Below are 20212 nucleotides of genomic sequence, written 5' to 3'. Positions count from 1 at the left end.
GCTTGAGTCGTTCACCGGACACTGGAAGGGTCCATTCCTGGCTTACAGGTACGACGGAACGCAGGTCGATTCGCTCACGGCCGAGCACCGCTATCGATGGAAGGGAAACGTGCAGGTTGGCACGCAGGTGAACCGCTATCCCGACGGGCGCGTCGTGCGCAAGTCTGCGCGCAACTACGTGAACGAGGACGGCGTGCTCATCTGCGAGGTCGAGCAGGCGGACGGCACGACCGTCACCTACCGCGGTCGCGTGTCCGATGGAGCCATCGTGTGGCACCGACGGACCGAGACCGGAGTGATCGAGAGCTTCCGGGAGCGCGTCGTCGAGACGGCCTCCGGACCGGTGTACCGGATCAATGGCTTCGGCGTGTATCCCAACGACGATGGGTCTGCGAGCTATCTCCAGTTTGTAGGGCGGTACCAGCGTGTTCACCACGACGTTTCGAAGGGGCGGGAGTAGCCGCCCGTGGGAGAGGGAAGAACTGCAATGCGCACCCGGCGGTTGCGCCGACGGCCCATCGCGGTGTCGTTCGAGCCCACAGGATCCGTGGCACCGTAGCCGACGGCGATAAACTGTGTAGGGGCGAGGGTGCTGTGTGCAACCAGATGGCGAACGACGGTGGTCGCGCGGGCGCACGAGAGCTCCCAGTTCGAGTCAAACCGTTTCTGGAACTCATCGCCCAGAGGGACATCGTCGGTATGCCCCTCAACCCGAATTGTCCGGGCGGGATACGTTCTCTGCAGGCGAGCAATGACGGGACGGAGCCGCTTCGTGCCGGCTGGGGTGAGGGTGGCTGTGCCGGTCTTGAACAGCGAGTCGGCCGGGAGGAGGGCCACTGTTTTCCCCCCGCTCCGCAATGTTCGAACCTCGTAGGTGAGTCGGTTCAGCTGGTCTTTCAGAACCCGCAGGTCGCGGTAGTACTGGCCGGATTTGAGGTCTCGGTGGAACCTTAGGGAGTCCTGGGTCTTGCGAAGCCGAGCCTGCAAGGTGGCGTTTGCGGCCCGCAGGGAGTCGGTAACCGATGCAGTACTGTTCGAGAGGGGGAGCGTGCTACATCCGGTGGGAACGAGAAGGCCCAGGGAGAAGACGAGGACGGGGAGGAAGCGGTACATCGACAGAAACGGCGGGCAAAGCGATACAGGACCACGATCTGCTCACAGGTCAGAGACAGCCGGGTCTCTCTCGGTTCGCGACCGGCTCCAGTACAGGAGGGCGAGCACGCCCCCAAATCCGGCCAGTGCCAGCGCCACGACCGGTACGATGGGATCGTCGGGACCGGGGCCTTGGAGGGTTCGGCCGGCCCCGCCGTAGGGCCACAGCGCTCGGAGGGCTCCCGCAATGAGCCCAACGAGCGCGGCCATCGTCGCGTCGTGGCGATGCGTGAGCAGCATGTCGAGGAGGGTGGCGAACGTGCCGAGCCCAACGGCGGCCCCCGCACAAAACGTAAGCACGTAGCTCCACTCAAGCCCGTTGAGTGCCTCGAGGGTAGGGGTGTAGATGCCCAGCGCCTCCAGCAGGAAGGCCCCGCTGACGCCGGGCAAAATCATGGCGCAGATCGCCACCGCCGCAGAGAAGAAAACGCGCAGCAGGTTCGGGTCGGACACGGTAAGGGCCGGGAGCCCTGTTAGGACGAAGGCGCCAGCGGCACAGGCAAGCCCGATTCCAACCCGCAGCCCTGTCACGTGCTCGATGCGGCGGGCGGGGACGAAAAGCGACGCGGCCACGAGTCCGAAGAAGAGGCCCCGCATGGACGCCGGATGGGCGGCCATGAGGGGAGGAATCACCTTCGCTCCCACGAGAATGGCTCCGGCGATGCCCCCGAGCAAGGGAATAATGAAGCGCCACGGAATTTCCCGCCAGTGCGTGCGGGCCGCGTCAAAGTCGAACTGAGCTGCTGCCACCCCGAACGACACCGCCGAGCTGAGGGCCCGGATGAGCCGTTCGTAGATGCCCACGATGAGGGCCATCGTGCCGCCGCTCACACCGGGAATGATGTCGGCGCCCCCCATCAATGCGCCGTACAGCGTGTGCCGGAGGAGGGAGAGGGGGGAGAAGGGCATGCGGGACAGCGAGGGGCTTCGGCGGTCGAATCAGGGCCTCCGGTGGGGGGCGATCTATGAGTCGAGATCAAGAAGCTGCCGGACGCGATCATTGTTGTAGAGGCTGGGGTAGGCCTGGCGGAATTCCTCCTTCTTGGCGGGGTCGAGCCGGAAGGCAGTCTTGAGGGCCCGAATGCTCTCGTCGGCCCGGCCCAGGGCCAGCAGGGCCTTGGCCTGCCGAAAGTACGTGGTGGCGCTATTCGGGTCGAGCTCTAGGGCCTGGTGGTAGGCCTCTAGGGCCTCCTCCGGCTGCCGCTTCTCCAGGAGCGTCTCGGCGTATCCCATCCAGGCATGCTCGTCGGACTCGTCGAGCTGCACGGCCTTCTGATAGGCCTCCAGCGCCTCGTCGAACCGCCCCGCCTTGTAGGCGCAGTCGGCCCGGGCCGTCCAGAACTTGGGCACGTCGGGCTTCAGGTCGATCGCGTAGCGGAAGCATTCGAGCGCCTCCTCGGGCCGTTCGTCCGTGTCGAGGCAGCAGCCCAGGCCGTACCAGGCCTCCGGATACGCCGACTCTAGGTCGAGTGTCTTCTCGTAGTAGGTGCGGGCCGAGTCGAGGTCACCCTTCTCCTCGTAGGCCAGGGCAATATTGTAGTAGGTCGCCGTGTCCGGCCCTTCGAGCTCAAGAACCTGCTCGTAACTCTCGATGGCCGCGTCCAGTTCTCCCAGGTTGGCCTGCGCATTGCCGCGGTTGTAGTAGGCCGACGCAAACTCGTCCTGGATCGCGATGGCCATGTCGTAGCTTGACACCGCCTCCTCGAAGTGGCCCATCCGGTTGAGCACGATGCCACGGTTGTACCAGGCGTCCTGCGAGTACGGGTCGATGTCGAGGTGGTTATCGTACGCCTCCACGCTCTCCTCATTCTCGCCGAGCCGGTCGTAGCAGTACCCCAGTTCGTACCACACCTCAGGGTGCTCCGGATACACGTCCGTGCACTGCTCAAACGCGTCCACGGCCTTTTCCAGCTGCCCGTCCCGCTCCAGTGTCACGCCCAGGTTGAAGAGGGCCTCCCCGTGCAGGGGATTGATGGACAGCGCCTCGTGGTAGGCATCGAGGGCCTCCTCTACCCGGCCGAGGCCGTCGAGCGTAATCCCGAGATTGATCAGCGTCTCGGTATCAGTCGGGTTGATGTCCAGGGCCTGCTCGTAGGCGTCTAGGGCCTCTTCCGAGCGGCCCAGATTGTTGAGGAGAATGCCCCGGCGCATCCAGGCGTCGGAGGTGTAGGGGTGTAGCTCAATGAGGTGGTCGATGACCTCGAGGGCCTTTTCCATCTCCCCCTCCTCAAAGTAGAACGAGGCAATCTGCTCGAGGTCGCCGGAGTCGAAGTACGTAGACGGATCCTCCTCGTACGCGGCGACGAGGTCTTCGAGACTCCTCTCGTAAGCCGAATCCTCAGAGTCCTCGAAGCCGAAGTCGAACGTGCTCATGGCACACCAGTACGTAGTTGGTCAGAGCGCACAGGTGGTCACCGAGCGGCATCGCCGGGGACCGTGGCCCAGTGGGACTCATCAGTATAACGCCTTCGAGAAAGAACATGCAAGAACGAGGCCTGTTCGGGCAGGTTCTTTCCGCGAAAAGAACCTTTCCTCTAGCCCTGGATCGACCAGCGGGACGCCACTATGATCCTCCTCACGTTCGAAGGCATCGACGGGAGTGGAAAAAGCACGCAGGCCCAGCTCCTCAATGAGCGCTTGCAGGAGGAAGGGCACGAGACCCTCCTGGTCCGCGAGCCTGGGGGCACCGAGCTGTCTGAGCGTGTCCGCTCGCTTCTGTTGGAGCCCGCCCTAAACGTGCATCCGATGGCAGAGTTGCTTCTTTTTTCGGCGGCGCGGACCCAGCTCGTGGCCGAGCGCATCCGACCGGCTCTGGAGACGGGCCGGATCGTGATTTGTGATCGGTTCTACGATTCCACTACCGCGTACCAGGGGGCAGGGCGGGACGTGGCCGATCCGGAGTGGCTGCAATCGTTTCACCGGCGGGTGACCGAGGGGCTCGTGCCCGACCGGACGTATCTCGTGGAGGTCGATCCCGAAACGGCTCGGGCCCGGCGCGAGGAGGATGGAGACGAGGGGGATCGCATGGAGGCTGAGGACCAGCATTTCTACGATCGTGTCGCCGCCTCCTACGCGGCCCTCGCCGAGGAGCATCCCGACCGCATCCTTCGGCTCGACGGGCATCGTTCGATCGAGGCGCTGCACGGGACCATCTGGTCCGACGTCGAGGCCCTGCTGGGCGAAAATCGTGGAACCCCCTTTGCCGATGCCGGTTCATCAGATCTCTAGGCAAGATCCCCGGCCGCGCGCCTGTCCGTCCCGAGCCTGTCGGCCGCTCCTCTCGCTGTTGAACCCACGCCTGCTGACCAGCATGTCGACGCTCCCACAGCAGAAGCTTGACGAAGTCCGATCGATCTTTCAGGCCTTCCTCAAGAAGCGCAACAAGCGGCAGACGCCTGAGCGCTTCGCGGTCCTGGAAGAGATCTACACGACCGACGACCACATCGATGCCGACGAGCTGTACGTGCGCCTGAAGCAGGACGGGACCCGCGTGAGCCGCGCAACTGTCTACAACACGCTGGAGCTGCTGCTGGAGTGCGACCTTGTCGTCCGGCACCAGTTTGGGAAGAACCAGGCCAAGTATGAACGGGCCTACAGCTACTGGCAGCACGACCACCTCATTTGTATGGATTGCAATGAACTCTTTGAGTTCTGCGATCCGCGGCTTCAGAGCATCCAGGAGATGGTGGCCGACATCTACGAGTTCGACATCAAGCACCACTCCCTGAACATGTACGGCCACTGTATCCGCGAGGACTGCCCCAATCGGCCCGAGGCGGACGGCGAGGGTGAGGCCGCCGTCGAAGAGGCCGAAGCGTAGCGGGAAATCGAGCCGATCGCTCGGAGCGGTAGGACGAGACGAGGAAACTCCTTTTGTGACGTGGATCACAGCTTTCCAGCTTCTCGGTGGGGCAATTCTTCTTCTGGGCAACGCCTTTTTCGTGACCACAGAGTTTGCCCTCACTCGCGTACGCCAGTTCGATGAACAGGACTTCCAGCAACACGCGGGCCTGCGTCGGGCTTGGGAGATGACGGAAGAGCTGGAGATCTACCTCTCGGGGTGCCAGGTCGGCATCACAGTCTGCAGCATTGGGCTCGGCGTGGTTGGAGAACCGGGCGTAACGCACCTCATTGGGAACCTGCTGCCCGCTGGGGGGATCGGGGCGGTGGCTACTCACACCATTTCCGTGACGGCGGCTCTCCTCCTCGTCAACCTGCTTCACGTCGTCGTGGGGGAGCAGGCCCCAACCTACCTCGGGATCGAACGAACTCGTGCCATCGCCCGCTATCTTGCCCCCGGGCTCTACTGGTGGACCCGCCTCCTACGCCCCATCATTCGGGCGGCCGACTGGATTGCAAAGAGCCTTCTTGCGCTCTTCGGGGTCACCATTACGCGCTCTTGGACTGAGGGGGACGAAGAGGACGAAAAGGAACCCCTCACTAGCTACGGAGCTGTCCGTCGAGAGATTGGAACGGTGCTGAGCCGGGCAAACCTCTCCCGTGAGCGGCGGAACGAGATCCTACGAGCCGTTGACATTGAGGAGATCCCGGTCCGCCGCATCATGGTGCCCCGAACCGAGGTCGTCGCACTCAGCACCGCCAGCGATCTCGCCGAGACCCTGCAGCGAATGCGGGCGCATCCCTACGACCGGTATCCCCTCCTCGGGGACGACGGGGACGAGGTCATCGGCACGCTGTACATGACGAAGGTCTTCCGGCACCTGCCAGAGCTGGAACGGGGGAACGCCACACTCGTCGACATTGCCGAACCGCCAGTGTGGGTCGATCCGGACCTCCCGGTCAGCGATTTCATCGACCGCCTCCAACAAGAACAACAGGAGCTCGCCTTCGTCCGCGCCGAGAAGCACGTCGAGGGCCTCGTCACGACCACCGATGCCTTCGAGGCCATCGCGGGGGAGCTCGAGGATCCAGGGGACGTGGACCGCCGGGAAACAGAGGGACGGGACGTCCCTACTGGCACTCCTCCCGCCCCATCGAATTCCTAATGCGTGGTTGAAGCGCACGAGGTGGCCCACGACGAACGATCCCGCCCCAATTAGAGCCCCGGTGTGCGTCGGGGCATCCGAAGAGGGCGGCGCGTCCGGGCTGAGTTTACAGCTCCTTCTCGAGCAGGCCCATGATCTCATCATAGCTTTCCTGCGCGGCCTGCTCGTCACCGGACCGGAGGGCATCGGTCACGCACGTCTCGAGGTGGTTGCGGGTGATGGCTCGTCCTACGGATTTGAGGGCCTGCTGCACCGAATGAATCTGATCGAGAATGTCCCCACAGTAGCGATCCTCGTCGACCATTCGCTTCAGGCCCCGGATCTGGCCCTCGATTCGGCTGAGGCGAGAGCGAATCTCCTCTCGATCGGCGTCGCTGACCGGCATGAGCGTTTCGGTGCTGTCAATGGCGGAGTGTAAACGGGGGCGCAACCGGGAAATCTCTGAACCGGCCTCGGAGCACGAACCGGGCCCTGGATGCGGAGGAGCACTACTTTCCCGAAACGGGGTTGTTTCTGGAAAGCGGTCCTGGACGGTGCACGACAATCCCCCGATGGGGCGGTACCACGGGGACGGGCCCCAAGGCGATGGGTCCCAAGGCGACATCCTCCCCGATGTGGGGGGCTAAGTTCCCGGTCAGTAGCGGATGCTGAGCGTCCCACCAAGCCGACGCCCAGGCAAGAAGCGCCTCGTCCGCGTCGTGTGCTGTCCCGAAGGGTCGAGACTCCAGTCAAACGGATTCCGGCGCCCCAGAAGATTCGTCACTGTGACCTGAAGATTGACGGTGGCGGCCCCAAGTTGAAGTGTGTAGGCACCTCCCACGTCGAGCCGCAGGGTTGGCGCGAGGGTGTGGTGGCCCGGCCGCTGAAAGGAGAAGGGGCTAGAAATGCCGGTCTTCGGTTGCACGCTGAGGTAGTCGTAGTAGACACGGCGAAGACCCCAGCGCTGTCCCGAGACGTACGTACCACGCGCACGGAACTCGACCCCGACGTTGGTTTTCGCGGTAGCCGAAAGGACCACTCGATGCGGCTTGTTCCAGGGCGTAGGGACCAGACGGCCTCCGAACCGAGACGGAAACTGTCGTCGAGAGCGGGTCCAATCGTATCGAAGCGTGGTTTCGATGAGGGGACCCTGACGCGCAACGGCCAGGCCGAGTCCCGATGCGTACCCGTGCGTGGAAGAAACGGCGCGGGCGGCGGGCACGGGCGCCGATCGGTCCCCCTGGAACGTAGCATAGTCGAGGGCCAGAAGGTGGGGATATTGTTTTAGATATCCCTCCACGATGAGTGACCACGGGTCGGAAGGCTGAATCCGGACAGTAAGGGCCGCGTGATAGGCTCGAGGAGGAGCATGGGCCTTGCCGGTCGGCAGCCAAAAGCGCAGGGAAGGTAGGATGGAGGTGGGGCTCGTACTGCTCACGTCAAACCGGTTCACGAACTGGCGATAGACTCCTCCGGCAAGCCGGAGGGCATAGTCGCCAACCGGTCTGTAGGTCCCCTCGTGGCGAAAGACGAGCCGCGGTTCCGCGTAGAGCGTATGCCGGGAGGGGATGTACGTGAGGCGGGTTCCAGCATTCACCGTCGTGGCCGTCCCTAGCGAATACACGTCGCGGACGTATCCGGCCATCTGCCAGTGGGTTCCTTGGAACGACATCGGGCGGAAAAAACGGTTGCCAAGGCGGAACCGGCTCGAAATACGCGACACGTTTATGGCGCCCTTCAAGTGGTGACGGGGAGAAAGACTGTAGCTCCCCGTTCCCTTGACGGCAAATTCCTGAATGCGATTGTGATCGTCGGGCCACTTCGACGGATCGAGGGCGTCGCGCAGCGTATCGATGATTGCTGAGGGACGTCGCTCCACAGGAGACTGCGACGGGACATACGACATCTGATAGCCCCGGTGGACGCTCTGCTGGCTCGCCTGGATCTGAATCGACGTGGACGTCCGGGAGCTCAGCATCCAGTCGAGGCGGGCTTGCGCAGCATGGTTGGTCCAGGCGTACCGATCTTGGGTGAGCATGGCCGATTGGCCTCCGGTGCTTGGCATTTGTGAGGAGGGCGTATCAGACGAAGTCGCTACAAACTCGGTCTGAAGCTGATTCGTGCCCCGGTATCCGGAGACCTGCAGGGAGCGGTAGGGCCCGAGATCGACGCGTGCAGCGGTGTGCAGGTCCGAGAATCCGAGCGAAGTCGTTTGGGATTTCGGCGTCAGGGGAAGCCCCGAATGATTCCCAAAGTAAGAGGCCAGGAGCATCGGGTCCACGACGTTCCAGTCGCGAAGAAGGCCGCTCAAGGTCGGATGCTGGTACACGTCCCAGAGGCTCGTGCGGGCCGCCACTCGGACCTGCGCGGATCGCCGATTGTCGAGGGGGAAAGACCGGTGCACCTCGGCGTTGACGCTAAGGGGGTCGATTTGTACCTGCCCAATCTCGGGCGTGGCGGTGCTTAGGGCGTGCCTGGCGTCAAGGATCCCCGAGATGGTGCTTCCGTGTTCGACGCCGTACCCTGCCTTCCGAACTGTCAGGTGGTCGAGGGAAAGCGGGCTGAAAGCGCCGAGCATCCGGCGCAGGGTTACGGGATTGCGAACCGGAATGCCGTCAAGGCGCACCCGGTGCTCCGCGGTCGCCCCGCCCTGAATGTGGAGATCGGCCAGGGGGCGCCGGGCGTACACCCCGAGCAGCGTGCTCGCCTGTCCGAGTACATCGGCGGTGCCAGAGGGGCCTGATCGCTGAAGTTCCTTCGTGGAGAGCGTGGAGGTGCCGAGTCCGTCCTCGGGGAGCCGACGTTCCGACTGGGTGACGACGATGGGAGACGTAGCGATAGGACGAGGGGAGAGCGTGATCTGACGATACGTGCTGTCTCCCGGAGGAAGGCGAATGGTCGCGGTTGCACTCTCGTACCCCACGTGGGTCGCCACCACGCGATGCCTACCGGCCGTGAGATCTGGGAGCTGAAAGTGCCCGGCAGGATCGGTGGCTACTGTCGTGTTCGCGGCGGCCAGAAGCACATGGGCGTTCGGGAGGGGCTCCCCAGTCTGTGCATCGACGACCCGTCCAGTGAGATGTCCCCGCCGCGGCGCTCGCCGCGGGGAGCGGGTCAGCACATAGGTCCCCGCGGAGGTTTGAACAAAATCGAGCGCCAGATCGTCGAGGATGCAGCGCAGCACAGCCGGAACGGGGGCGTTTTGCACAGTGCAGTACGCGTGCTTCCCCTGAACCACTTCGGCGTTGTAAACGAGGTTTGCGTGGGTCGTCTCGGCGACCCGGACGAGGGCTTTCGGGAGTGGCACCCCCCGAAACATCATCGTGTAGCGTGCCTCCCCGTCCGGCTGTCCATGGGCCGGGAGGCACGAAGCAACGCTCAGGACAGCCAGAACCAGGGCTGCAATTGTTCCTCTCCAGGCCGCCGATGTACGTGGGACGGAAGCCGTCATGGTCACTCATCCGGTTCGGTCGGTTGCCGCGTGCGGTTTGAGGGGGCGATCACGTATCCCTGTGCGGTGGGGCGGTACGAGAGGCCCTGCGCCACGGAGAGGTCGTGGAGAATGGTTTCGACGTTCACGTCCTGGGAGTAATACAGAGTGAGAGGGGAAGACGTTACTTTGGGAGAGAGCTTGGAGCTCAGTCGGATGGGCGTTCCGAACTGGCGTTCCAGCGCGCGGACAACCGCCGGCAAGGGCTTCGCCGTGACGGCGAAGCCGCCCCGTCGCCAGGCCGTGACGCGGCGAATCGACGTATCTGCCGGTGGGGATACCAGACCCTCCTTGCCGACATGGACGGCCTCTCCCGCCTGTAGAGTCACCGTATCCATAGAGGCGCTCCGTACTCGAACCGTTCCTTCTGCAAGAGCCACGTGCGTCTTTCTCCCGTCCACGTTTGTCCGCACGGCAAACGCGGTGCTAACAACCTCGATGCGTGCAGTCTGTGTGCGAACTACGAACGGCCGATCGGCGGAACGCACCTCGAAGTAGGCTTCTCCCTGCAGGTGGACGGTGCGCCGCTGATCTTCGAGAAAGGCCAGGGTCGACATCGTGCGTGGATACGTGAGGCGCGTACCGCCGTTAAGCTCGACGACCGAGCCGTCCGGAAGGGTCCGGGTTACCGAGGTGCCGGGTGCAGCGGTGACGGCAACGGGGCGCTGCCACAACCATGCCCCGACCGCCACGACCAGCAGGACGATCGCAGCGACGCCCCACCGCCATCGGACCCGACGATGATGGACCCTCGACCGCGGGGGGCGTCGCGCTCGGGCCTCGGTAGCGTTCGTGTCCGGGGGGGCAGCATCCGAATCGAGATTGCGGCGCACGTCCGCCCAGGTGTCCGAGGCGTCTGGGAGTGCAGAAGAGGGCGGCTTGACCGGGCCCAGGAGGTCCCAAAGCGCCTCGAAGGTAGGGGCATCTCTGCCTCCGTCGTCCGCCCTCTCCTCCGTAAGCGCCTCTCGGAGCGCGGGGGGCAGATCGTGGGGCGAGTCGCGGCTCATGGCATTTGCAGGTCTGGATGGTGCGAGCGGACTTTGCGTCGCAGTGTCTTCAGGGCCCGGACGATGTGGGTATTCACCGTTGCGGGGGAAATCTCCATGACCTCCCCAATCTCCTCGTGGGTGAGTCCCTCGAATCGACTCAGGACTAAGGCTTCCTGCTGCCGCTCGGGGAGGTCAACAATCCAACTCCTAAGATGCTTTTCGAGTCGATCCGCATCCATGTCCACTGCAGGGGTGTCCCGAATGGGCTCAGTGTCACGCTGAAGAATCTCGTGGTTGGAGGCCCGCGTCTGCCGATCGCGCTTGCAGTTGTAGGCGCGGTTGCGAACAATGCGGAAGAGAAGTGCCTCGAGAGATTCCTCTGGATTCAGCGACGAGCGCATCTCCCAGAGGGCCGTGAAGGCCTGCTGAACCACGTCTCGGGCCGTCGCCTTCCGCCCGGTAATCTGAAGCGCATAGCGGGCCAGCCGGTCGTGGAGCACATCGAATACGCTCGCGAAGGCCTCCCGGTCGGACGCCTTTATGCGGCGGCACCATACGCGAAGCTGCTTGTCGGTCGGCATGATCAGCCCCCAGGTCGATGGAGATGAGGTCACGCACCTCCTCTATCCCGTTCTGGAGCTACATGTACAGCACGCCGCCTCCGGGGAACAACCAATCCGGAACCGTAAAGATTGTGCCAACAAACGACCGACCAACACGTCCAGACGGGGCGTCCCTCCAGGATGCCCGACGGTCCCGCCTTCGATTCCGGATGGGCGTTGGCGGGGGCACATCACGATCACCCTGTAACAACTCGAACGTGCGGGCCTGAGCAGGAACCGGCGTTCTCCTCTCGCCCGTTGATAACACACACATACTTTGCACAGCATCACAGCACACGGCAAGCGCGATGCCTGCACGTCCGCACACAGCCGACTACGAAGGATCCTACCAGTCTCCGCAGCCCGGCGACATCGTGACCCTGGATGCGCCGGTGGAAGCGGTGGGGCTCCACGCCGAGGCTAGCCCCAATGGTCGCTTCGAAGTGGTAGAAAGCGTCTTCGACGATGGGGGCTTCTACGTACGCGTGGTGCCGGAGGGCTTGGAGGAGCCGCGGTACAAGCTCTCCCGGCATCACGTGAAGCTCGTCGAAGGGACCTCCGGTACCGCACGGTAGCCACCGGTGCTAAGCCGTAGTTCTCTGTGCGAGGCCTGCCTACATCAGAGACGCCGAGGGGCATGTGGGGCAGCGCGGCAATGATGCATTCCTACCCGGCATGCATCCGGCACCCGGAGAGAAGCCTGGCGAGCGATGTCCAATGTTGCCGTGGTCCTCACGTTCGCTGGACAGTTGCACAGAACCGACGAATCGGAAGGCCCCCACGAACGTATGCAGTCCATCCCAGACAAGCATACACTGGGGACGAGAATGCCCTTCCAACGCTCCGCTCCGTCAATGAACACCACGCACTAGCCCAACTCCCCTGCCATGCCCACCGGCCACTTTTCCATTGGGGACCTCTCGTTTTCCTTTGAGGGGGACCTTGCAGAGCTTGCGCACTGTCAGGAACTGATCCGCGAGATCGACCGTGCCGAGCAACGGCTTCGTCGGGCGTCTGGGTCGGATCAGGTGGTCTTGATTTATGACCGGGACCTTGAAGGGGAGCGCGGCACGTTCGACAAGATGCGGCTTCGGGCCTACGACGAGGAAAACAACTACACCATCGACATTGGAGAGACCGACAACAATCCGCTCGGCATCTATGTCGGGTACGATCAAAACATCGAGGTGTACAACCGGGAGAGTGGAAACACCTGGCAGATCGATCCGGAGGGGCACCGAGTCGACTCTCCGAAAGAGGAGCCGTCCCCCAAGGAACAGCCCGAAAGTCAAACGAGAGGTGGCGCCCGCCGGGCCGCCACCCAGGAAGCGTCTCGAGACGCTCCCTCCTCCGCCCGCCCCGCGTCCGGGCAGTCAGGAACCGACTCCCAAGCAGAGGCGGAGGGGCCGTCTGAGGCCGAGATACGGAGCGCCTCGGACGTGCTCCTGGACCGGGCGAGCAGGCATCCGCCCGAGCAGAGAGTCGGAGAGACCACCCTCCCGGGCGGTCCGCTTGCCGAGAAGATCCAGGGCTTTGCCCGTTACTGCGGGCGCGACGAGGGGTATCTGCACCGCGTGCTCGACGTGCAGGGCGTCAGCTCGGTGCACGCGCTTACGGTCGGCCAGGTGCCGGGGGTAATCGAGATGATCAGAGACGAGGAGACGCTTCGCCAGAACGAGGGCTTCGGGCAGGACGACGACCTTCCCTTCTGAGCGAGGCCGAGACCGGCGTGTCGGGAACGTCCCGCCCCGGCGGTCCCTCCCGGTTCAACTCTGGCCCCCTGTTCCGCGCTAGATGCTCCGAGGGGAAGAGCAGGTCCCCCAGCCGGCGCCCTATAGAGAGGCAGCACCATCCAGAACTGCCTGGAGCAGGGCGTCCGGGTGACTGTCATTGCAGGCTGGAGAGCCGCTTCTGGGGGGCGGTTCCGTCCTTCGACAGGCGAATCTCTAACCGATCTACCTCTCCCTGAACCGGAAGGCCGATCAGTGTTAAGAACCGTTCTTCGCTCTCTCCTTCGTCCGCGCTCAGTCGCAGTCGCGAGCCTTCCGCGCCCGGAGGTGTGTAGTTGAGTCCCACGAGGAGATCACTGTCGGGCGAAAGCAGTAGCTCGTCGTCCTCGCTCTCGACCTGGAAGGTGCCCTGCACAAACAGGTCTTGCTCGGCATTGTCTCCCTGACCTACAAGGGTAAAAAATTCCCGGTCTCCCCCACTCTCCCGAAGTGTCAGCACCAGGGGGGCGTACCGCGCGTCGAGTCGGGCCTTGACCGAAATCCCATCGACAGAGAGGTCCTCGACGCGCCAGGAGCCGAAGAGAAGATCCAGGTCCTCCTCACTGCTGGAGAGGTCGCAGCCGCCGAGCACGAAAAGCAGGCTGACGAGTACAAGTGCGAAAATGCGGAGTCGCCTCGGAGAGACCATCGGGGGCGAGAACGCAGGATAAAGAGTGGAAGGTAATCATCCATTAAATCCGATTCGACCAATCTCGATCCCCAGGCCCGAAGAGGAAGGCCGATCGAAAGGCACGCTGCGAGGCGCCGTCATACCGGAGAGATGAAACTGGAGTGGGGACGGCTAGACGCCTCCAGAATCGGGTCGGCCCGGAGGGACCCATGTGAACGTGCTCGCCCACGGCCGCCTCCAAGCCCTGGGGCTGTCCCGATCCCTGGTCTCTACGGGGGTAAATTCTGCGTGTGCGCGTTGAGTGCACCGGTTTGCACGATGGTTGAAAGCAATTGTCCGGGTTGGCCGGCACCATGTGGGTGCACCTGGGGCCGTGAAAGGTCCGCCTCTACTTTCGACGCCGCGCGCCGGCGTCGCACCGAGGACTGGCTTGAGCATTAGCCTCTCTCCGCAATTGAACCCGTCTTGGACTTCCGATGGAAGAGAGCTTGAGGCAGCATTCGTCAGTGACCCACGAGCTGAAAAACCCGCTTCTCGCGATCGAGCGCCTCGCCAGCATGGTGCTCGAGCGCGAAACCGTCTCGGAGGATGCCCGGCGGAAGCTCGAGCTCATCCGCGACTCGGCCGAGGAGGCCTCCAGCTACCTAGAGGAGATCGACGTGTCTCCCGCCGCGTCGGGGCCGGAGGAAATTGCTGCCGAGCCGGTCGATGTCGGGGACCTGGCCCGACGGGTGGTGGAGAGCTTTCAGGTCCACGCTGAGTACAAGGGGCAGGACCTCCGCTGCACGGTCGCCGGCGAGGAGTGCGTGGTGGTCGGGGACGCGGTGCGGCTCCGAGAAGCGATGAACAACCTCGTCAGCAACGCCCTGAAGTACTCTCCCCGCGGGGAACGGATCGACGTGCGGGTTGAGCAGGCCGACGGGGCCGTGCGGTTTTCTGTATCCGACAACGGGCCGGGGTTGGAGGAGGACGAGCAGGAGCAGTTGTTTGAGCCCTTCCGGCAAGCAGGACCGGAGCCGACGGCTGGGGAGGGGTCATCGGGGTTGGGGCTGTACGTGGTCAAGCAGGTGGCCGAGCGCCACGGAGGGACCGTTGAGCTGGAGACGGCCAAGGGATCAGGCAGCACGTTCGTCCTGGAACTCCCGGTCGGCGGCACCCTGTCAGGGGAGGGAGGAGAGTCGCCCGGAGCCCTACCGGGGGAGAAGAGTGGATCGGCAGAAGAGGAGCCCGGACAGTCAGCGGGGCAGGGCGGCGGGCGTAGCCTCAAGGTCTCGGTATCGATGCAGCTATCGCAGTCGCCGTCAGGCGAGGCGGACGCGGCCTGACGAGGCGCCCCGTCTGGAGTGGGCAGGCACGGAGCGGCCGACCGGCCATGCGGGCCGGAAGGCGCGAGGGGCCCGCACGGTCCGCTCGACGGCGTAGACGGGGCGTCCTCGCATTGCATGGGACGACGCAGGCCGCTTCCCTAATCGAGGGAACGGAGATCCCACATCTCAACACGCCGGGCAATCTCTTCGCTACGGCACGGCCTGTTTCCCATACAGGAACAGCAGGCAACGTCGGTCTCCGGTCAACCGGGCACGTCCCCCATTCGACGGGCCGGCGTGGGCCTTCCGAGAAGAGATGATTTCACTTCTTCCCGCCCCATCTGCGGGAGCTAAGCGAGTCATCACCGGATCATAGCCAAACCTCAGCTCGACCTCACGACTCTGGCGGTGGCGCCACGTACGGCATAGTGGATACATCAAGGGGGCTCACGCCAGATCCGAGTGCCAGTGAGCCTCGTCCGCAGGGTCGTTGTGCCGTGCTCGATGGCCGCCTTGCCTCTCCTGAGCCCAGCCAAACCGAATCGGCAACCACGGTGAACGGAGGCAGGGCCGATCCTTTTCGTGAACCTGTTCACAAACAGTCCTCAACCCATGCAACGCCTCTATTCTCTTCCCGGTTGGACCGCGCTCTTCGCCCTTCTCGCGTTCTCGTTCGGGTGCGACAGCCAGGGACCAGTCGGCCCGCAGTCCGACTCGTCCTTCGAAGGGACAAGCCGCACGGCCCAGTCCGGATCTTCGGTGTGGACCGCCGTCGAGGTCGAGACAGACAATGACCTGTACGATGTGGAACGCACCTCTGCCGGGCAGTACGCCGTCGGCGGAAACGGGGTCCTTCTCAAGCGGACCGTCGAGAACGGGACGGTGAACTGGAAGAAGATCGTTGACGGGGGCCCTTCCGGCAACGGGAAGAACCTGTACGGATCGGACGTAACCGCCGAACGGGATGCGCTGTGGTTTGTCGGGGCCTCCGGCGCCGTTGGGGAGTACGACGTCGAGTCGGGCGTGATCGAGGATCACTCCGGGCCCGACGACACCGGCGACAACTTCAACGACATCGCAGTAACGGGCCAGGCCGACGAAGCCAACGTGTACGGAGCAACCGACTCGGGACTGATTTTCTACAGCTTTGAGGATGGGGAGAGCGGAACCTGGAACTACGTCACCCCCGGGAGCGGATCCAGCATTCAGGCCATCGACTTCCACGCTGCGAAGGCTGGCCACGCCGTAGACACCAACGGGAAGGTGTTTGCAACCGACGACGGCGTAACCTGGACCGCCATCGGCCTTCAGGACGCCAATGTAAACTTCTACGCCGTCGATAGTGACGCCGCGAACGACGTATGGGTTGCTGGCGGCAACGGCATGGTCTTCCACTGGGACGGAAACCAGTGGACCCGCACCGACCTCGGGGACGCCAACCTGAGGGACGTCGAGGTCGAGGATGGAGAGGGGTACGCCGTCGGAACGGGCGGCCAGGTGTTTCACTACGACGGCACATGGCGGGCCCAGGACACTCCTACGGGCCAAAACCTCAACGCCATCGTGCAGGGTGCCCCGACGAGCGCCGTCGGCGCCAGCGGAACCGCCCTCGAACGGTAGTTGTGTGGAAACGGCACGCCCGGCCCACACTTCCCTGTCCTCCGGATGGAGGGAGAGAACGGACCACGTCATCGCTTAGCGGAACAGATCGCCGGACGATGTTCGGCCCGGGCAGCGCCCGCCCCGACCCATTCGGGGCGGGCGTTTCCATTGGCTCCGTGTAAAAGGCCCGGCCCCCTCCTCTCTTCAAGCATTCTTCGGCGGGCTGGCTGTGCACTGCCGGCATGCATGCGTGTAGCATGGACGGAACAGGGGGGAGTCCCATCCCCTCGCCGCAGAATTCGGAACTAGTCCTTTGTCCTCCCATGCTGAGTCCTCAGAATGCTCAGGCCCGGTTCGGGTCGTACTTGAAGATGCTCGCGGCCGGTCTCGTACCGCTCCTTCTCATCGTGGTGGGCGGCTGCGACACCCTTTCCTTTCTGGATGGTGAGAATTCGGCCTCAGAATTCTCGACCAAGGTCGCCCACGAAACGCTCGGGGCCGGGGCTGTGAACGTTGAGCAGATCGACCGTGGGCAGTACGGAGACATCGTAGAGGGGACTCGAACGGTGCTCCGCGACGAGGACGAGTACGCGGCGTTCTGGAAGAGGCTGCACGCCGACCAGAAGTCCGTTCCTGCACGCCCCAGTGTAGACTTCAACAAGCAGGTTGTCATTGCGATCGTGCTCGGCCAGCGCCCGAGTGGCGGATACAGCGTCAAGATTGATGAGGTGTTGGCTAACACGAAAGGGAAGAAACTACAGGTCCGGTACACCGAGACGACCCCAGAGAAGGGATGCGCAGTCACGACGGTGCTAACGTCTCCGTACATCCTTGCCACGGTGGAGACCCAAGAGGGCGACTTTACGTTCTCTGGTTCTGAGACGACGCGCACCTGCGAGTAGCCCTGCGGTTGAGAGGGGACCGGCGGGTCGGCTCGGCCGCTGTGCGTTGGGGCGCGCAGGGGGACGTACGAGCCTGGAGGCCCGAGACCGAAGGGGCTACCCGTCCAGTCTCCGTCTTCGAGGCCCCCTGCGGGTGACCGACCGGTTGCAGCCGCCGGACTCGTTGGCGACGTTCGTGTCTGGGCCGGAAACGACATCGGCATTGTGGGCCTGGGGCACGGTTCCAGCCCTCAGCCGTCCGGCGGACCGCAGATGCGGGGAGCGCCCCCGCTCAGGATCGTTGTGGTTTCAGGCCCGGACCCAGAGTTCGGTAATACGCGTCGGAGCGTCAAACAGGACGGGCGAATCGCCAGCTACTGGATGGGGAGCTCATTTCACTGCCCGAGCGGGACGTGCGGAACCAGGGGGGACCTGCGGACGAGGGAAGGGAACGACGAGCGGGCTTCCGTCCGGTCAAGGCGGCAGTCCTGGTGTCCCTGCCTAGAACGAGGGCGACCACAGGCCGATCGCGTCGAGCCCGATGACGCCGAGGGCGATCAAGATCACATTCGCCAGCGCGATGGGCAGCAAGTACTTCCAGCCTACCTGCATGAGCTGGTTGTACTTGAAGCGCGGAAATGTCCACCGCACCCAGATGAAGAGAAACGCAAAGAAGGCTACCTTCAGCATCAGGGATGCGAACTGAAGAACGGCGAGCAGGGTCGAGCCCTCGAGGGCCGGCACAAGGTCCAGCAGGAGCGGCTGGAAGGGCACCAAGTAGCCTCCGAAGAAGAGGGTCGCGATGAAGAAGGAGGCGATGAACCAGTTGACGTACTCGGCAAGGAAGAACATGCCAAACTTCATTCCGCTGTACTCCGTGTGGTAGCCCGCTACCAGTTCCTCCTCCGCTTCCGGCAAGTCGAAGGGGGCACGGTTTGTCTCCGCGAAGGCGGTGACGATGAAGACGAGACACCCGATGGGGTTGCGGACCACGTTCCAGCCCAGAAGCGCCCAGCCGGCACTCTGGTCCTCGACAATGGCCGTGAAGTTAAGCGAGCCGGCGATGACCACCACAGAAATCACTGCCAGTCCCATCGACAACTCGTAAGACACCATCTGCGCCGCCGAGCGGAGGCCCCCGAGCAGGGAGAACTTGCTGTTCGAGCTCCAGCCCGCGAGCGTAACGCCGTAGACGCTGATGGAGGTGAGCGCCAGCAGCATGATCACCCCCACGTTCAGGTCGGCGATCACCACGCCCTCGGCGAACGGGATGAGCGCCGCAGTGCTCATGGCGACGACGACCATGATGACTGGGGCCAGGGAGTGGATGAAGGAATTGGCCCCGGCGGGCCGTACGTCCTCCTTCAGTACAAACTTGAGAACATCGGCGAACGGTTGGAGGAGGCCGAGGGGCCCAACCCGGTTGGGGCCGGGCCGGTTCTGCATGAAGGCCGAGACGCGCCGCTCCGCGTACACTAAAATCGACGCCGAGAGCAGCATCGCGTTGATGACGAGGAAGGCGACCAGGGCCGTCAGGTACAGCGGAAGGTCCATGTCCGCACGGTCGGATTCGAAGGAATACTCGGAACCAATGTGTTCTACAGCTCCTCAACGTAGCTGTTGCCGGGGAGGGGCACAACCCGTATCGTTCATTCGGCCGCGGGTGAACACGGCCGTCGGGCCTTCTTGGCGAGGATTTTCTGTACAGGTGCGGCTACCTTCGGGCCACGGTCCAACGCGCCTCCGGCCCCTCTGGCAGACAGGGACCCCTGGAGGAACGACGTGCCTCCCCCACCAATGCAACTAACCGATTTCCATCTCCGACGAGCGCTTTCCTCATGCCCGACCGTTCGACAGATCCGGAGCCACAGCCGGATTCTGCGCCCGCCCCCACTGGCAGGGCTTGCCAGAACTGCGGGGCCCCACTTGTTGGAACGTACTGCCACGAGTGCGGGCAGCGGCACCTCTCGACCCTGCGGGTACGGGATCTCGCGCGCCTCTTCGTCGAGGCGATCTTTGAGCTGGAGGACCTGCAGCGCGGGGCGTGGCGGACGGTCGTCCAGGCGGCGCGGAATCCGGGGCGGGTCGCGCGTCGGTACGCCGGCGGGGAGCGCAAACGGTTCATCAATCCCATCGGGTACTTCCTGATGGCCGCCACGGGTGCCTTTCTCGTCTTTCTGCTCTTTCGGGACTCGTGGGTCCAGGGGCAGGTGGAAATACTGACGACGACGTGGCGGTCCATGGGAGTGGAACCGTCTGAGCTGTTCGAGCCCGGAGCGCCCTACCGCGTGATGTTCGGCGTGACGTCAGTCCAGGAGCTTGCCCAGGTCCTGTTCGAATGGGTTCAGCAGTTGCAAACGTACTCTGGGTTCGTGATCGGCGCAGCGGCCGCGCTCTTTCTTCGGGCGTTTTTCCCCGACTACTCCCTGGGGGAAGCGCTCGTCTTTGAGCTCTACGTCACGGCTCAGGCCACGGTGCTTACCGCGCTCCTGGCTCCGCTCTTTTTCACCGCTGCGCCCGGCCTCGTGGGGGCCGTCGGTCCTCTGCTGCAGGTCGGACTCCACGCCCATGGGGGGCGGGCCTTCTTCGGAGGCCGCTGGAGGGGATGGCTCCTGCCGGCCCTCGCCTACCTCGCCGGGATGATTGTGTTCATCCTTCTCTCCGCTCTCATTGGGCTCATCGGCACAACTCTTGTCGTCTGATGACATCTCCTGGGCTGGGGCCAGGAGCAGCTCCAATCGCCGCCGTGCAAGCCCACCCCGGCGTCTCCGCCAGAGGGCCCTCAGGGTGGCACGCCGGTTCTC

19 protein-coding genes are annotated in these 20212 nt (G+C 63.9%); 10 read left to right on the top strand and 9 right to left on the bottom strand.

What is annotated here, in order from left to right:
• The coding region (locus ABEL04_RS04565; RefSeq protein ID WP_375801205.1) for a hypothetical protein at window positions 1–460 on the top strand (460 nt) is incomplete at its 5' end.
• On the opposite strand, the gene ABEL04_RS04560 is transcribed toward ABEL04_RS04565, so the two are convergent.
• From ABEL04_RS04560 to ABEL04_RS04550, 3 genes are read right to left on the bottom strand one after another with little or no spacing between them, the layout of a single operon-like run.
• Entirely contained in the window at window positions 430–1113 is a 684-nt protein-coding gene (locus ABEL04_RS04560) for a flagellar motor protein MotB (RefSeq protein ID WP_375801204.1), read from the bottom strand. The two genes, ABEL04_RS04565 and ABEL04_RS04560, sit on opposite strands and share 31 nt — an antisense overlap.
• Before the next feature lie 42 nt (window positions 1114–1155).
• Window positions 1156–2061 (bottom strand): DUF368 domain-containing protein, encoded by a 906-nt coding sequence (locus tag ABEL04_RS04555; protein WP_375801203.1) that lies wholly within the window; start codon window positions 2059–2061, stop codon window positions 1156–1158.
• A 54-nt stretch (window positions 2062–2115) separates the two neighbouring features.
• Window positions 2116–3525: a tetratricopeptide repeat protein gene (locus ABEL04_RS04550; RefSeq protein ID WP_375801202.1), complete on the bottom strand. Its 1410-nt coding sequence runs from the start codon at window positions 3523–3525 to the stop codon at window positions 2116–2118.
• A 192-nt stretch (window positions 3526–3717) separates the two neighbouring features.
• On the opposite strand from ABEL04_RS04550, the gene tmk reads away from it, so the two are divergent.
• The 3 genes from tmk (at window position 3718) to ABEL04_RS04535 (ending at window position 6158) form a co-directional block, all read left to right on the top strand.
• The gene (tmk, locus tag ABEL04_RS04545) at window positions 3718–4380 is read left to right on the top strand and encodes a dTMP kinase (protein WP_375801201.1); all 663 of its coding nucleotides are present in this window, start codon (window positions 3718–3720) and stop codon (window positions 4378–4380) included.
• Window positions 4381–4462: 82 nt separating this feature from the next.
• Window positions 4463–4972 (top strand): Fur family transcriptional regulator, encoded by a 510-nt coding sequence (locus ABEL04_RS04540; RefSeq protein WP_375801200.1) that lies wholly within the window; start codon window positions 4463–4465, stop codon window positions 4970–4972.
• A gap of 55 nt (window positions 4973–5027) precedes the next feature.
• Complete coding sequence (locus ABEL04_RS04535; RefSeq protein ID WP_375801199.1) at window positions 5028–6158, top strand: CNNM domain-containing protein; 1131 nt, start codon at window positions 5028–5030, stop codon at window positions 6156–6158.
• Window positions 6159–6264: 106 nt separating this feature from the next.
• Here ABEL04_RS04535 and ABEL04_RS04530 read toward each other — a convergent pair whose 3' ends face one another.
• From ABEL04_RS04530 to ABEL04_RS04515, 4 genes are all read right to left on the bottom strand, one after another.
• Window positions 6265–6543 carry a metal-sensitive transcriptional regulator gene (locus tag ABEL04_RS04530; protein ID WP_375801198.1) on the bottom strand — a complete coding sequence of 93 codons (279 nt, stop codon included), beginning with the start codon at window positions 6541–6543 and terminating at the stop codon, window positions 6265–6267.
• A 249-nt stretch (window positions 6544–6792) separates the two neighbouring features.
• Window positions 6793–9444: a carboxypeptidase regulatory-like domain-containing protein gene (locus tag ABEL04_RS04525; protein ID WP_375801197.1), complete on the bottom strand. Its 2652-nt coding sequence runs from the start codon at window positions 9442–9444 to the stop codon at window positions 6793–6795.
• Between the two features lie 146 nt (window positions 9445–9590).
• Window positions 9591–10634, bottom strand: coding sequence for a FecR family protein (locus ABEL04_RS04520; RefSeq protein WP_375801196.1), 1044 nt, complete (start codon window positions 10632–10634; stop codon window positions 9591–9593).
• Window positions 10631–11197 (bottom strand): RNA polymerase sigma factor, encoded by a 567-nt coding sequence (locus tag ABEL04_RS04515; RefSeq protein ID WP_375801195.1) that lies wholly within the window; start codon window positions 11195–11197, stop codon window positions 10631–10633. Before ABEL04_RS04515 ends, ABEL04_RS04520 begins: the two co-directional genes overlap by 4 nt.
• Window positions 11198–11526: 329 nt before the next feature.
• On the opposite strand from ABEL04_RS04515, the gene ABEL04_RS04510 reads away from it, so the two are divergent.
• Complete coding sequence (locus ABEL04_RS04510; RefSeq protein ID WP_375801194.1) at window positions 11527–11793, top strand: hypothetical protein; 267 nt, start codon at window positions 11527–11529, stop codon at window positions 11791–11793.
• Window positions 11794–12105: 312 nt separating this feature from the next.
• Window positions 12106–12930 (top strand): hypothetical protein, encoded by an 825-nt coding sequence (locus ABEL04_RS04505; RefSeq protein ID WP_375801193.1) that lies wholly within the window; start codon window positions 12106–12108, stop codon window positions 12928–12930.
• A gap of 175 nt (window positions 12931–13105) precedes the next feature.
• Here ABEL04_RS04505 and ABEL04_RS04500 read toward each other — a convergent pair whose 3' ends face one another.
• Entirely contained in the window at window positions 13106–13636 is a 531-nt protein-coding gene (locus ABEL04_RS04500) for a hypothetical protein (RefSeq protein ID WP_375801192.1), read from the bottom strand.
• Between the two features lie 458 nt (window positions 13637–14094).
• Here ABEL04_RS04500 and ABEL04_RS04495 point away from each other — a divergent pair, with 458 nt between their 5' ends.
• The 3 genes from ABEL04_RS04495 to ABEL04_RS04485 all read left to right on the top strand — a co-directional run bounded on the left by ABEL04_RS04495 (window position 14095) and on the right by ABEL04_RS04485 (window position 17429).
• Window positions 14095–14943: a sensor histidine kinase gene (locus ABEL04_RS04495; protein ID WP_375801191.1), complete on the top strand. Its 849-nt coding sequence runs from the start codon at window positions 14095–14097 to the stop codon at window positions 14941–14943.
• Between the two features lie 594 nt (window positions 14944–15537).
• Window positions 15538–16545 (top strand): hypothetical protein, encoded by a 1008-nt coding sequence (locus tag ABEL04_RS04490; RefSeq protein ID WP_375801190.1) that lies wholly within the window; start codon window positions 15538–15540, stop codon window positions 16543–16545.
• A 305-nt stretch (window positions 16546–16850) separates the two neighbouring features.
• The gene (locus ABEL04_RS04485) at window positions 16851–17429 is read left to right on the top strand and encodes a protease complex subunit PrcB family protein (protein ID WP_375801189.1); all 579 of its coding nucleotides are present in this window, start codon (window positions 16851–16853) and stop codon (window positions 17427–17429) included.
• A gap of 480 nt (window positions 17430–17909) precedes the next feature.
• On the opposite strand, the gene nuoH is transcribed toward ABEL04_RS04485, so the two are convergent.
• A complete protein-coding gene (gene nuoH / locus ABEL04_RS04480; protein ID WP_375801188.1) occupies window positions 17910–18962 on the bottom strand; it encodes an NADH-quinone oxidoreductase subunit NuoH in 1053 nt (350 codons plus the stop codon).
• Between the two features lie 284 nt (window positions 18963–19246).
• Between nuoH and ABEL04_RS04475 the strand changes: the two genes are divergently transcribed.
• Entirely contained in the window at window positions 19247–20110 is an 864-nt protein-coding gene (locus ABEL04_RS04475) for a DUF3667 domain-containing protein (protein WP_375801187.1), read from the top strand.
• The last annotated feature ends 102 nt before the right edge of the window (window positions 20111–20212 follow it).

Source organism: Salinibacter sp. (genome assembly GCF_042218895.1).
Classification (GTDB): Bacteria; Bacteroidota; Rhodothermia; order Rhodothermales; family Salinibacteraceae; genus Salinibacter.
Note: the sequence above shows the minus strand (reverse complement) of the source record. Positions and strands in the feature narration are given on the sequence as shown.

Excerpts from the sequence above, each read along its gene's own strand:
- ABEL04_RS04560 (WP_375801204.1), bottom strand. The coding sequence starts at position 1,113 with ATGTACCGCTTCCTCCCCGTCCTCGTCTTCTCCCTGGGCCTTCTCGTT.
- ABEL04_RS04555 (WP_375801203.1), bottom strand. The coding sequence starts at position 2,061 with ATGCCCTTCTCCCCCCTCTCCCTCCTCCGGCACACGCTGTACGGCGCA.
- ABEL04_RS04550 (WP_375801202.1), bottom strand. The coding sequence starts at position 3,525 with ATGAGCACGTTCGACTTCGGCTTCGAGGACTCTGAGGATTCGGCTTAC.
- tmk (WP_375801201.1), top strand. The coding sequence starts at position 3,718 with ATGATCCTCCTCACGTTCGAAGGCATCGACGGGAGTGGAAAAAGCACG.
- ABEL04_RS04540 (WP_375801200.1), top strand. The coding sequence starts at position 4,463 with ATGTCGACGCTCCCACAGCAGAAGCTTGACGAAGTCCGATCGATCTTT.
- ABEL04_RS04530 (WP_375801198.1), bottom strand. The coding sequence starts at position 6,543 with ATGCCGGTCAGCGACGCCGATCGAGAGGAGATTCGCTCTCGCCTCAGC.
- ABEL04_RS04520 (WP_375801196.1), bottom strand. The coding sequence starts at position 10,634 with ATGAGCCGCGACTCGCCCCACGATCTGCCCCCCGCGCTCCGAGAGGCG.
- ABEL04_RS04515 (WP_375801195.1), bottom strand. The coding sequence starts at position 11,197 with ATGCCGACCGACAAGCAGCTTCGCGTATGGTGCCGCCGCATAAAGGCG.
- ABEL04_RS04510 (WP_375801194.1), top strand. The coding sequence starts at position 11,527 with ATGCCTGCACGTCCGCACACAGCCGACTACGAAGGATCCTACCAGTCT.
- ABEL04_RS04505 (WP_375801193.1), top strand. The coding sequence starts at position 12,106 with ATGCCCACCGGCCACTTTTCCATTGGGGACCTCTCGTTTTCCTTTGAG.
- ABEL04_RS04500 (WP_375801192.1), bottom strand. The coding sequence starts at position 13,636 with ATGGTCTCTCCGAGGCGACTCCGCATTTTCGCACTTGTACTCGTCAGC.
- ABEL04_RS04495 (WP_375801191.1), top strand. The coding sequence starts at position 14,095 with ATGGAAGAGAGCTTGAGGCAGCATTCGTCAGTGACCCACGAGCTGAAA.
- ABEL04_RS04490 (WP_375801190.1), top strand. The coding sequence starts at position 15,538 with ATGCAACGCCTCTATTCTCTTCCCGGTTGGACCGCGCTCTTCGCCCTT.
- ABEL04_RS04485 (WP_375801189.1), top strand. The coding sequence starts at position 16,851 with ATGCTGAGTCCTCAGAATGCTCAGGCCCGGTTCGGGTCGTACTTGAAG.
- nuoH (WP_375801188.1), bottom strand. The coding sequence starts at position 18,962 with ATGGACCTTCCGCTGTACCTGACGGCCCTGGTCGCCTTCCTCGTCATC.
- ABEL04_RS04475 (WP_375801187.1), top strand. The coding sequence starts at position 19,247 with ATGCCCGACCGTTCGACAGATCCGGAGCCACAGCCGGATTCTGCGCCC.